Annotated in this window: 9 protein-coding genes; 5 read left to right on the top strand and 4 right to left on the bottom strand. The window is 60.9% G+C overall.

Features of this window, described 5'->3' with window-relative positions; translation table 11 throughout:
* Nucleotides 1-894, top strand: a complete 894-nt coding sequence (locus tag DEIGR_RS12235) for an aldo/keto reductase (protein WP_058977639.1) — start codon at nucleotides 1-3, stop codon at nucleotides 892-894.
* 147 nt (nucleotides 895-1,041) lie between these two features.
* On the opposite strand, the gene dnaG is transcribed toward DEIGR_RS12235, so the two are convergent.
* A complete protein-coding gene (gene dnaG / locus DEIGR_RS12230; RefSeq protein ID WP_058977637.1) occupies nucleotides 1,042-2,820 on the bottom strand; it encodes a DNA primase in 1,779 nt (592 codons plus the stop codon).
* Nucleotides 2,821-3,224: 404 nt separating this feature from the next.
* On the opposite strand from dnaG, the gene DEIGR_RS12225 reads away from it, so the two are divergent.
* A complete protein-coding gene (locus DEIGR_RS12225) occupies nucleotides 3,225-3,539 on the top strand; it encodes a cupin domain-containing protein (RefSeq protein WP_058977635.1) in 315 nt (104 codons plus the stop codon).
* A 96-nt stretch (nucleotides 3,540-3,635) separates the two neighbouring features.
* Here DEIGR_RS12225 and DEIGR_RS12220 read toward each other — a convergent pair whose 3' ends face one another.
* A complete protein-coding gene (locus DEIGR_RS12220; RefSeq protein ID WP_058977633.1) occupies nucleotides 3,636-4,010 on the bottom strand; it encodes a nuclear transport factor 2 family protein in 375 nt (124 codons plus the stop codon).
* A 134-nt stretch (nucleotides 4,011-4,144) separates the two neighbouring features.
* Between DEIGR_RS12220 and DEIGR_RS12215 the strand changes: the two genes are divergently transcribed.
* The 3 genes from DEIGR_RS12215 (at nucleotide 4,145) to tnpC (ending at nucleotide 9,092) form a co-directional block, all read left to right on the top strand.
* On the top strand, nucleotides 4,145-4,711 hold the full coding sequence (locus DEIGR_RS12215) for a type 1 glutamine amidotransferase domain-containing protein (RefSeq protein WP_058977630.1): 567 nt from the start codon (nucleotides 4,145-4,147) through the stop codon (nucleotides 4,709-4,711).
* 172 nt (nucleotides 4,712-4,883) lie between these two features.
* Nucleotides 4,884-7,505 carry an N-6 DNA methylase gene (locus tag DEIGR_RS19695; protein ID WP_083524173.1) on the top strand — a complete coding sequence of 874 codons (2,622 nt, stop codon included), beginning with the start codon at nucleotides 4,884-4,886 and terminating at the stop codon, nucleotides 7,503-7,505.
* A gap of 222 nt (nucleotides 7,506-7,727) precedes the next feature.
* The gene (gene tnpC / locus DEIGR_RS12210; protein WP_058974636.1) at nucleotides 7,728-9,092 is read left to right on the top strand and encodes an IS66 family transposase; all 1,365 of its coding nucleotides are present in this window, start codon (nucleotides 7,728-7,730) and stop codon (nucleotides 9,090-9,092) included.
* Here the strand turns inward: tnpC and gcvP are convergent, their stop codons facing one another.
* Nucleotides 9,093-11,975 carry an aminomethyl-transferring glycine dehydrogenase gene (gcvP, locus tag DEIGR_RS12205; RefSeq protein WP_058977628.1) on the bottom strand — a complete coding sequence of 961 codons (2,883 nt, stop codon included), beginning with the start codon at nucleotides 11,973-11,975 and terminating at the stop codon, nucleotides 9,093-9,095.
* Between the two features lie 178 nt (nucleotides 11,976-12,153).
* Nucleotides 12,154-12,516: a glycine cleavage system protein GcvH gene (gcvH, locus tag DEIGR_RS12200; RefSeq protein ID WP_058977626.1), complete on the bottom strand. Its 363-nt coding sequence runs from the start codon at nucleotides 12,514-12,516 to the stop codon at nucleotides 12,154-12,156.

The following is a 12,516-nucleotide window of genomic DNA, read 5'->3' as shown; positions in this document are numbered from 1 at the left end:
ATGGAACAGAGGGACTTCGGCACCACCGGCCTGCGCGTCAGCCTCCTCGGCCTCGGCGCCGGGCAGATCGGCGACGGCGCACTCAGTGAAGACCACGCGGGCACTCTCCTGAACCGCGCCATCGACCGGGGCATCACCCTCGTGGACACCGCGCGCGGCTACGGCCTCAGCGAGGAACGCATCGGACGGCACCTCGCCTACCGCCGCCACGACTTCATCCTCAGCAGTAAGGGCGGGTACAGCGCCGACGGCGCCGACGACTGGACGCCGCAGGCCATCCGCCTCGGCATCGAACAGGCCCTCACGCGGCTGCGCTGCGACTGGATCGACATTTTCCACCTGCACTCCTGCCCCGCCGAGACCCTGCGCCGCGACGACCTCCTCGGCGCCCTCGACGACGCCCGGCGTGACGGCCTGATCCGCGTCGCCGCGTACAGCGGCGAGAACGAAGCCCTCGCCTGGGCCATCCAGAGCGGCCGCTTCGGCAGCATCGAGACCAGCGTCAACCTCGCCGACCAGTTCAGCCGTCGCCAGCTGCTCCCCGCCGCCACCGAGAGCGGCATGGGCGTCATCGCCAAACGCCCCATCGCCAACGCCGCCTGGCGCTTCACCGAACGCCCAGTCGGCGACTACGCCGAAACGTACTGGGAACGCCTGCGCACCCTGAACATCGACACAATCCGCCAGAACGCCGGACTCGACTGGCTCGACCTCGCCCTGCGCTTCACCGCCCACGCCCCCGGCGTCCACAGCGCCATCGTCGGCACCGCCAGCATCCAGAACCTCGAACGCAACATCGACCTCGTCCAGCAGGGCCCCCTCCCGCTGGACGTCCTCACGCACATCGAAGCCGCGTGGACCCAAAACGGGCTGGAATGGGGCGGGGAAGTGTAAAGGCGACACCCCCTCCCGGCCTCCCCCCTCTGCTCCGCAGCTTTGCAAGGCAAGGGGGAGGAGAAAAGGATGGTGGGCGGGGCTGGTGGTCACACGCCCCCTTACCCGCCCCTGCGGGGCACCCTCTCCCACGAGGGGAGAGGGTCCTTAGGCCCGCGCGGCGCCGCGGACGCGTTTCTCGGCTTCGATGGCGCGCTGGAGGTCCTGGATCTGCCGCAGGAGGCCCAGCTGCTCGGTGGGGGCGGCAGAAGGCACCTGTTTCTTCAGGAGGTCCACCTCGGCGCGCATCGCGTCGATGCTGAGGGTCACCTGAATGTCGTCCACGGCGGCCGCCGCGTACCCGCTGACCTTCTGCTCGTACTGCTGGCTGTTCTCCCGGCCGATGGTGCCCGCGTCGCGGCCCTCGAACATCAGGCGGATCAGGAGCTGCTCCTCGGGCTGACCACGGAACACGTCCAGAATGTCGTCGGGCGTCTGCGCGCCGCGCGCGGCCAGCATCACCTTGCGCACCGACTCGTTGCGCCACGGCATGCTGCCATCCAGTTTCGCCAGCAGCGACGGATCGACCAGCAGCTGCTTCAGGAGGGCCAGTTCGCGGTCCTCCTCGCTGCGCGTGCTCGTCATGCCCGCCAGATGCGTGTCCGTCAGGGTGCGCCGCTTGGCCTTGCTGGCGATCCACTCCATGAGCGCCTCGGGCTTAATGCCCAGCGTCTCGCACGCCGCGCCGCGCACACCCTCGGCGATCTCATCGAGGGGATCGAGGTTCTGCATGCGCGGCAGCAGTTCCATCAGGATGCGGCGTTTGCCCTCGCTGGTGCCCACCCCGTGCCGTTCGATGGCGGCCTGCACGCGGTACCGCACCTCGTCCAGACCGCTGCTCAGGGCCGTCCGCAGCAGTTCGGTGTCCCCCGCCAGCAGGGTGTCCGCCGGATCCTTCCCGCTCGGCACGCTCGTGGCGCGCACGCGGAACTTCGCGCCCAGCACCTGATCCAGTCCCGACAAGGTCGCCTTCAACCCCGCCTCGTCACGGTCGAACAGCAGCACCAGACTCTGCGCGCCCAGCCGCTCCAGCAGCGTCGCGTGCTCCGCGGTCAGGGCCGTGCCCAGGCTCGCCACCGCCCCCGTAAACCCGTGCTGGTGCATGGTGATCACGTCCATGTAACCTTCCACCACCACCAGCTCCCCGCCGTTCTTCAGGCCCAGGCGGGCCTTATCCAGCCCGTACAGCAGCTCACCCTTGCGGAACACGTCCGTTTCCGGGGTGTTCAGGTACTTCGGCTTGCTGTCGTCCAGCACGCGCCCCCCGAACCCCACCAGCCGCCCCAGGTGATCGCGGATGGGGAACATCACCCGCGCGCGGAACCGGTCGTACACCCGCCCGGACTCCGGATTCTCGATCAGCAACCCCGCCTCCAGCAGCTGCCGTTCCGACACGCCCTTCACCCGCGCATGCTTCAACAGGCCGTCCCAGCCGTCCGGCGCGAAACCCACCTCGAACGACTCGATGGTCGCGTCCGTCAGCCCACGCCGCCGCAGGTACGCCAGCGCCGCCTCGCCCGCGGGCCCCATCAGGTGCTCACGGAAATACGCCAGCGCGAACGCGTTCACATCGAACACGTCCCGGCTCGACCGTTCCCCGTACCGGGCCTCCACCTGAATCCCCGCCCGCTCCGCGAGCTTGCGCATCGCGTCCCCGAAACTCAGGTTCTCCGTGCGCTGCACGAAACTGAACACGTCCCCGCCCGCCTTACAGCCGAAGCAGTAGAAGTAGCCCTGCTCCGTATCCACCTGGAACGACGGCGACTTCTCCTTATGGAACGGACACAGGCCCTTCAGGCGACCGCGACCGGCAGGCGAGAGCTGCACGTACTCGCCCACCACATCCGCAATGTTCAGGCGCGAACGAACCTCTTCTTTCGTTCCCACGGCAGCACCTCACCCCCTTTCAGACGGCCACCCACCGGGCAGCCGGAGACGCCCAGTGTACCCCACACCCGCCCAACCCGCCAGAGGAAAAAAAATGCGACTGAGACGACAAAAAAAACCGGGCTGCCGGGGCATGCGTCCAGCACGGGAATGCGGCACGCCCACCCACGACGCCGGGCACAGGCAGGCGCGGAACTACAGGAGGCAGGCACAGGCGAAAGCAGGGGAAAAGAGACGGGCGGGGCCCGTGGACACCCCCACCCGGCCTCCCCCCTCAAGGGGGAGGAGAAAAACCCCAGGGTCTCCCCGATTGCATGAGGGTCAAGTTCCGGCCAACTGCGCGTGAACCCGCCTTCAGGCGCCCATCACGCCCGCACCCACCCGCGCGGCGCACGCTGAACCGCATGAGCCAGTACAAGGTCAGCCAGAGCGACACCACCCACGGCACCGACGGCGAGCACCACCTCGTCAAGGGGCAGCAGAGCAGCATGCGCCTGTGGCACCGCGAGGAACCCAACGCCGACAAACCCGAGAGCACCCACGAGTACGAAACCCTCGGGTACGTCATCGAAGGCCGCGTCGATCTGATCGTGAACGGCGAGACGATCAGCCTCCAGCCCGGCGACTCCTACCACGTGCCCGCCGGCGTCCCCCACACCTTCCGCGTCACCGAGACCCTCACTGCCGTCGAAGTGACCACGCCCGGCACGGACAAGTAAGAACCCCTCACCCTGCGAGTCCCTCTCCCCAGCGGAGAGGGACAAAACTGCCCGCCCCTGGCCTGTGCCGGGGCGGGCGCGTTCTTTCCTTGACCGTCAGGCGGGCGTCGCCACCACGAACGCCGCGCTGTCGTAATACGTGCGGAAAGCCGACACCTTCCCATCCTGCACGTCCAGCAGGCTCACGCCCCGGTAAGAGATCTCCCGCCCACCCGGCAGGCGACCCGACGCCACCCACTCGAGCACGCCCAGACCCCCCACCTCCTGCACGCGGGAGAACTCGCTGCGCACCTCCTCGAAATTGCCCAGGTAGGCCTCCCAGAACTCGCGCGCACCCTCCGCGCCCTCCCAGGTCTGCTGCGTCAGGTTCCGCAGCGTCACGTCCCCCGCGTGCAGGGTCAGCAACCCCGAAACGTCCCCGCCCTGCTCGGCGGTCTGTAAGGCCTTCGCGAACTCCTCAGTCAGTGTCATGCCCCCCACCCCATCACACGCCCCCGGCGCGCAAGGCAAGAACCCACACCAACTCAAGCCCCCCTCAACCCCGCCTCAACGCGCCTTCAGACCACCATCACGCCCCGCACCCCCCCACACGGCACGCTGAACGCATGACCGACCAACCCCTGAAAGGCAAAACCATCGCCATCCTCGCCGCCGACGGCGTCGAACAGGTCGAACTCGTCAAACCCCGCGAGGCCCTGGAAGCCGCCGGGGCCACCACGCACCTCATCAGCCTCAAGGCCGGGCAGATCCAGAGCATGAAAGGCGACCTCGAACCCCAGGACAAATACGACGTGGACCACACCGTCACGCAGGCCAACCCCAGCGACTACGACGGCCTCCTCCTGCCCGGCGGCACCGTCAACCCCGACAAGCTCCGCCTGGACGCGTACGCCATGAAGTTCGTCCGTGCGTTCTACGACCACGGCGCACCCATCGCCGCCATCTGCCACGGCCCCTGGAGCCTCAGCGAAACCGGCATCAGCAAAGGCCTGAAAATGACCAGCTGGCCCAGCCTGAAACACGAACTCACCCTCGGCGGCGCCGAATGGGTCGACCAGCAGGTCGTCGTGGACAAGGGCATTGTCACCAGCCGCAACCCCGACGACATCCCCGCCTTCAACGCCAAGATGATCGAAGAATTCCAGGAAGGCGACCACAGCAGCAAGAGGTAAAAGGGAAAAGAGCAGGGCCGCACTCGGGGGAGGAAGCCGGACCACGTGTTTATTCCGGACTCGTTTGCGGACGACATCTCTATGCGGTTCAAATGGTGCGAATTTTTCACAAAAATGTAAAATCGGTAGGACTGAGCGCGCCGCTGCCTTTTTGACAGTATATTAATACGCGATGTCCACGACTTTTTTAATCAGCCCTAATTCATCCGCAATCTCTGAAGCAGATGTCCAAGCTCATGCCGCATCTATTCTTGGCGCGGCAGGATATACCGTCAAGCACCACAAAAGTGGTAATGTGAGAATTGACAAATCCTGGCCGTCTAAAACAAAAAGTGGAAAAGGACATGGATTCCCTGATACTTTGCTGTTTTCTGGCGGCAATGATTTGCCAATGTGTGTTTGGGAAAATAAAAATCCTTCCGTTAAAGTAGATCTAGCACTAGATGAAGCAAAATTTTACATCGAAGGCCTTCATGCGGCCATGGCTTTGGAACCAGCGCTTCCGAGGATTGCAGTAGGATTTAATGGAATTGATTCTATAGTTGAATACTATACTCCGGAAAGGAAATGGGTTCCGGTCAAATCTGATGGCAAGCTTCTTGTAAATGAATTCCCAAACCCGGAACTACTCTTAGGTGGTATTGATTCTTCGGGAAATTTTATTGGACGTTTAGGATTTGCTACTATTCAGGATCTTAGAGACGCATTGAAAAAACTGAAAACAATCTATAGGTTGATTCCTGTGCTTTCGTCTGGACGCAACCCAGTAGATTTTACTGTGGCTCTTCTGACACTCAAGTTGCTTCTTGAACAAAACGTATCGTGGGGAACATGGGCTGAGCAACCTGCATTAGTTCCGGGTGCCGCATCTGAGAGTCACGCCGTTGCAGAACGTCTGGTTAGCCTCGTGGATAGGATATTGGCTGATCCAATAATGAAAGCCAAATATGGCGATATATTTGATTTTAAAGATTCTATCGAAGAAAGCGAAATAAACTTCAAATTCAAATTTATCCTTTCAAAGATAGACAGGCATAAGAATAGTTTTTCAGAAATATTTAAGACTCTTGATTCTCTGCCGCCCTTGGAGCATGCAAACTTTGATATATTTGGAGAAGTTTTTCAATGGATTGGCGACGAATCAACAAAAAAGGCCTTGGGTGAATTCTTCACTGGCAGACACATTATTTCCTCTGTGGTGCCCATATTATTGGAGCGTTCGGGCGGATTGAGATCGATGTCAGACGTTGAAAAGCTAAAAATAGGTGATATAGCCTGCGGAACTGGTGGATTTTTAACAGAGGCATTGCGTTACATTAAAAAAACCTTATCCCTTAGCGACGCCCAAACAAGGGAAATATCAAAAAAAGTATTTTTCGGTTACGATCTAGGTTATTCTAACGCATCGCGCGCGAGAGTTAATATGTATTTCGCCGGCGATGGTTTCAGTGAAATAAAAGGCGGTTTTGATAGCTTGGCAAAGCATAGTATTACTCAATTTCCAGCTGACGGATTTGATTTTATCCTAACTAATCCGCCTTACGGTAAGTCTTCATATGGAAGAGCTGAGGAGGCTTTCTTATCGAAAGTTATTGAAATATTAAAGCCCGGCGCTTGGGGAATGATTGTTCTACCTGCGGGTGTTGTTGAAAATCCTCGATCATCTGCGGCTAGATATATGCTTTTAAGAAGCTGTAAAGTAACCGACATTATATCGTTGCCTAAACATGCCTTTGCCCCTTATACGCAGCAGAAAACGGTAATCGTTGTATTTCAAAAAAGAATCGTAGATAGCATGCCTCTATCAGAAGCGTGGTCAGGTTTAAGTCTGATAGAAAATGAGAAGATCTCAATGTACGTTGTAGATAACGATGGGTATGCGAATAGTGACAAACGCTATCCGACAGATAGAAAGTCTGTTGATGGATCATGGTTGCATGACGAACTATCACGATGGGTTGATCCCTTCGGTAACTCTCGCCCTAGTCATCTTCATGCTGCTCTAATAGATGAGGTTGAACCTCCTTTCAAGGTAAATGAGTTTAATAAAGAAACTGGGAAAAAGTACGGTAGATTTAGATTGATGGATCTGCGAGACAAAGATAGGGGTGTTAATCTTTTACCAGAAGCCTCGTTGAGGCCAAAATTACACGAAATAGATTACTATGAATACGTAAAGCGTGCTCAAAGTTTGATTGATTATTATGATAGAAAAACTGACAATCTAGAATGCGGAATCTTGAGCGAGGCTGAATACCTTATGGGTGTGAATCTGATTTACCCTGCGCAATCGATTATGATTAAATCAACAATTAATGATATCTTTGAATTGACAAAGGGGGATCAATCATTAAGCGAAGCTATAATATATCGTTATTATGAGGAAGATGGTCTACCCGTATACGGTGGGGGAGTGGAAAGCCCCAAATATAGAATTTCAGAAAGCGCAATTACAGGCAACGGAAAGGAAATTAGTATACATGAAGGCCCATCCATTGTTTTAGCCATGGACGGTTCATCTGGGGCCATGACAGTTATTGACACGGGTAAGTTTTCTGCAAATCATCATGCATTAGTATTGCGGCCAAATGATGAAAAATTTCAATTGTATTGGTTTAAGCAGCAGATGGAGCAGTCAATGCGTAATTCGGCTTCAAACAAAGGTGCCTCTGCGACATTAACTCTACCGTTTGTCAAATTGGCAGTGGTAGAAGTGCCAATCAAGGCAATTAGAAATGAAATAAACAATCTAAGACGAAGACTTGAGGAAATACGAAAGAAATTACATGAATGAAATAATTTTAAAAGATTCTCGGGATAATAAAAAGTAAAGGCTATGTCTTAGGTGTAACTAAAGAAATATGAAATTTACTTGGAATAATAGTTAAGGGGTAGTTTTACCTCCCCCCTTAACTATTTAAATAAATATGGAGAGAAACCCATTTACGCCTCGATGGTATCTGATTAGCGACCCCGCGAGCCGGACAGCATCGTCACATTCGCTAGGATGAGCCGCATGGCCACCCCGCTGACGGAACAGGATCTCTACGAGATCATCCGCAAGCAGGCGGAGCAGATCGAACAGCTTCAGAAGCGCATCGAGCAGTTGGAGCGTCAGCAACGCAAGTATGCCGCCCCTCATAGCCGGGGAAGTCGGAAAGCCCACCCGAAAACCGCAGGTCGTCGCGCTGGGGAAGGCGTCTTCACATACAAGCGTCCTCCTGCTCCCGAGCAGGAGGACGTCGTGATCGACGTCCCGGCGCCCAACACCTGCACGGCCTGTGGCTACGTCGGCGAGTTGATCTTCAAGCGTAACGACCGCGCCTGGATCAGTGACCTGCCCGCTCAGACCGTGCAGATCACGGCCTACCACGTGCCGGTGATGGTCTGCCCGCAGTGCGGGCAGACTGTACGTGGCGCGCATCCCGACCTCCAACCGGACCAACGTGGGGCGACGGGACACCGATGTGGTCCCCGACTGGCGGCCACCATTCAGGCGCTGCACCACGAGGTTGGTCTCCCACAGCGCCGCATTCCACGGGTGCTGGGACTGACCACCGGCATCCGGGTGTCCCAGGGGGCCATCACCCAGGCCGCCCAGCGCCTGGCACGTGATGGACGTCCGCTGGCGACACATGTCGAGTCCCTGGAACGGGAGCTGCGCGCAGCTCCCTATGTCCACCACGACGACACGGGCTGGCGAGTGAACGCGACACAGGCCTGGGTGAGCACCTTCCGCTCGGCCGAGACGGTGCTGTTCCGAGCGAATCTCCAGCACACCAACGTCGAGTTGCGTGCAGTGCTCGGCAACGCCTTTGGTGGAGTCCTGGTGTGCGACCGCTTCAAGGTCTATGACAGTCACACCCTGGCAGGGGTCCAGCAGCAAAAATGTCTGGCTCACGTCCTGCGCAACGTCCAGACGGTGAGTGAGCAGGCTCAGGGGAAGCGGGGACGGGGCCGGGAGTATGGGCAGCGCTTGGCCGAGGTGTGCCGAGCATTGATGGCGCTGCATGCCCAGCACCGTCGTGGAGGATGCAGCCTGGATGAGTACCGACAGCAGGGTGAGGCACTCACCCTGCGTCTGGACGCCTTACTCGACCGGCGCCCACTGAAGACCCCGGGGAACGAACGGCTACGACTGGGGTTGCTCAAGCAGTACCGGCAGGGCCGGTTGCTGCGGTTCCTAGTAGACCCGGATATCCCGCCGACGAACAACGCGGCGGAACGGAGCCTGCGGTCGGTGGTGATCGCGCGCAAGGTCTCGCAGTGCAGCAAGAACGCGCTGGGTGCACAGACGTACATGCGGATCAAGTCGACGGTGGAGACCGCGCGGTTGCGCGGTCAGGACCCCGTCGATGTCCTGATCAACCTGCGTCGCTAATCACGTACCCTCGATGTAATCCTCAACGGGCGGGCAGCTGCACACGAAGTTTCTGTCGCCGTAGACGTTGTCCACGCGGTTGACGCTGGGCCAGTATTTCCATTGCTTTTGCGTGGCGGTGGGGTAGGCGGCGGTTTCGCGGCTGTAGGCGCGGTTCCAGTCCATGTCGATCAGGTCGGCCTGGGTGTGGGGCGCGTGCTTCAGCGGGCTGTCGGCGGCGGTGATCAGGTCGTCCTGCACGTCCTGAATCTCGCGGCGGATGCCGAGCATCGCCTGGATGAACCGGTCGAGTTCCGCTTTGGGTTCACTCTCGGTCGGTTCGATCATCAGCGTGCCGGGCACGGGGAAGCTCATGGTAGGGGCGTGGAAACCGTAGTCCATGAGGCGCTTGGCGACGTCCTCCTCGCTGATGCCACTGGCGGCCTTGAGGGGGCGCAGGTCGATGATGCACTCGTGCGCCACGCGGTCGTTGCGGCCGGTGTACAGGACGGGGAACGCGCCTTTGAGGTGGTGGGCGATGTAGTTGGCGTTCAGCAGGGCGACCTGCGTGGCGACTTTCAGGCCGCGTGCGCCGAGCAGGCGGATGTACAGGTAGCTGATGGGGAGGATGCTGGCGCTGCCGTACGGCGCGGCGCTGACGGCCCCCGTGCTGCTGTCGCTGGTGGGGCGCACGGCGTGGTTCGGGAGGAACGGGGCGAGGTGCGCCTTCACGCCGATGGGGCCCATGCCGGGGCCGCCGCCCCCGTGGGGAATGGCGAAGGTCTTGTGCAGGTTCAGGTGGGACACGTCGCTGCCGATCAGGCCGGGTTTGGTCAGGCCGACCTGGGCATTCATGTTCGCGCCGTCCAGGTACACCTGCCCGCCGTGCTGGTGGATCAGTTCGCACGCTTCCATGACGCGTTCCTCGTACACGCCGTGCGTGCTGGGGTACGTGATCATCAGCGCGCCCAGGTTCTCGCTGTGCTTCTCGGCCTGGGCTTTCAGGTCGTCCATGTCGATGTTGCCGTCCGCGTCGGTCTTCACGACGACGACCTGCATGCCCATCATGGCGGCGCTGGCAGGGTTCGTGCCGTGCGCGCTGGCGGGAATCAGGCAGATGTTGCGGTGCGCCTCGCCGCGGCTCTCGTGGTACTTGCGGATGACCAGCAGGCCCGCGTACTCGCCCTGCGCGCCGCTGTTCGGCTGGAGGCTCACGGCGTCGTACCCGGTGATGTCCGCCAGCCACGCCTCCAGTTCCGCCAGCATCTCCGCGTACCCTTCCGTCTGGTCGGCGGGCGCGAAGGGGTGAAGCTGGCCGAACTCGGGCCACGTCACGGGAATCATTTCCGTCGTGGCGTTCAGTTTCATGGTGCAGCTGCCCAGCGGGATCATGCCGTGCGTCAGGCTGTAATCCTTGTTCTCCAGGCTCTTCAGGTAGCGCAGCATGCCGTGCTCGCTGTGATGCGTGTTGAACACCGGGTGCGAGAGGTACTCGCTGGTGCGCTTCAGGTCGGCGGGAATGCCGTCCACGAACTTGTGCTGGTACTCGGACAGCACCTTGAACTCCTGACCGTTGTCGTTCTGGCGGGTTCCGGCAATCGCTTCGATCAGGTCTTCGACGTCGGCGGGCGTGGTGGTTTCGTCCAGGCTGACCGAGATCAGATCGTTCTCGTAGCGGAGGTTGATGCCCATGCCTTCAGCGCGGTTCCGGATGGCAGAGGTGTCACCCTTGAACGTCAACGTGTCGAAGAATTCCCCGTTGACCAGTTCGACGCCAGCCTCCGTCAGGAAGCGCGCCAGGATGCCGGTCAGGCGGTGCGTGCGCTCGGCAATCGTCCTGATGCCTTCGGGGCCGTGGTAGACGGCGTACGCGGCGGCCATGTTCGCCAGGAGGGCCTGCGCGGTGCAGATGTTGCTGGTGGCCTTCTCGCGGCGGATGTGCTGCTCGCGCGTCTGCATCGCCATCCGCAGCGCGGGACGGCCCTTGACGTCCTTGCTGACGCCGATCACGCGGCCGGGCATGGAGCGCTGGAAGTCGCTGCGGCACGCCAGGAATGCCGCGTGCGGCCCGCCGAAGCCCATGGGGACGCCGAAGCGCTGCGCGCTGCCGATCACGATGTCCGCGCCCATCTCACCCACGGGTTTCACGAGGGCGCTGGCGAGCAGGTCGGTCGCGGCGATCAGCAGGCCGCCGCTGGCGTGCACGCGTTCGGCGATGGGGGAGAGGTCGTGCAGGTCGCCGTACGTGCCGGGCGTCTGCACGAGTGCCGCGAAGGTGCCTTCGGGCAGTTCGGCGTCGGCGGGACCGGTGACGATCTCGTACCCGAAGTACTCCGCGCGGGTGCGGATCACGTCGATGGTCTGCGGGTGCACGTCCTGCGCGACGTACAGGGTGGTGCCCTTGCTCTTGCCCGCCCGCTTGGCGAGGGTCATGGCCTCGGCGGCGGCGGTCGCCTCGTCCAGCAGCGACGCGTTGCACACGGGCATGGCGGTCAGGTCCATGATCGCCTGCTGGAAGTTCAGCAGCATCTCCAGGCGACCCTGGCTGATCTCCGCCTGATACGGGGTGTACGCGGTGTACCAGCCGGGGTTCTCCAGCATGTTCCGCAGGATCACGCCCGGCGTATGCGTGCCGCTGTACCCCATGCCGATGTAACTGCGGAACACCTTGTTCTTCGCGGCGACCGCCTTCAGGTCGGCCAGCGCCTGCGCTTCCGTGACCGGGCCGCCCACGTTCAGGTCCCCCGTGAAGCGGATGCTCTCGGGCAGCGTCGTGTCACTCAGTTCATCCAGGCTCCCCACGCCCAATTCCGCCAGCATGGCGGCCTGTTCGGCCTCGGTCGGGCCGACGTGACGGTCGAGGAAATCAGCGGTCTGCAACAGATCAGTCAGGGAACGGGTCATGAAGTACTCCTGGGGGTGGGGCGTCGGGGGGGCATGGCGGCGCTGCGGCCCACCCCTTCCCGACCTCCCCCCGGTCAGGCGGAAGGAGGCAGACGTGTGAGCCTCTGTGGTCTCCCTCCCCCTTCAGGGGGGAGGGCTGGGGAGGGGGTGCTGCGGGAACGCGCGGCCCGCCGGGGGGTCAGTTGTTCGCGGCTTCGTATGCGGCGGCGTCCATCAGGTCGCCCTCAATGGTCACGTCGAGTTTGAACAGCCAGCCGCCTTCGTATGGGGCGCTGTTGACGAGTTCGGGCGTGCCGCTCAGGGCGTCGTTCACGGCGGTGATGGTGCCGCTGGCGGGCGCGTAGATGTCGGACGCGGTCTTGACGCTCTCGACGACGGCGATGGTTTCGCCTGCTTCGACGACGCGGCCCACTTCGGGCAGTTCGACGTACACGACGTCGCCCAGCTGGTCCTGTGCGAAGTCGGTGATGCCGACGGTGCCGTCGGCGGCGAGCCATTCGTGGGAGGCGGCGTACTTCAGTCCGGTGGGGGTGGTGGTCAT

This window comes from Deinococcus grandis, assembly GCF_001485435.1.
GTDB lineage: Bacteria > Deinococcota > Deinococci > Deinococcales > Deinococcaceae > Deinococcus > Deinococcus grandis.
This window is presented reverse-complemented; position numbering and strand designations above follow the sequence as displayed.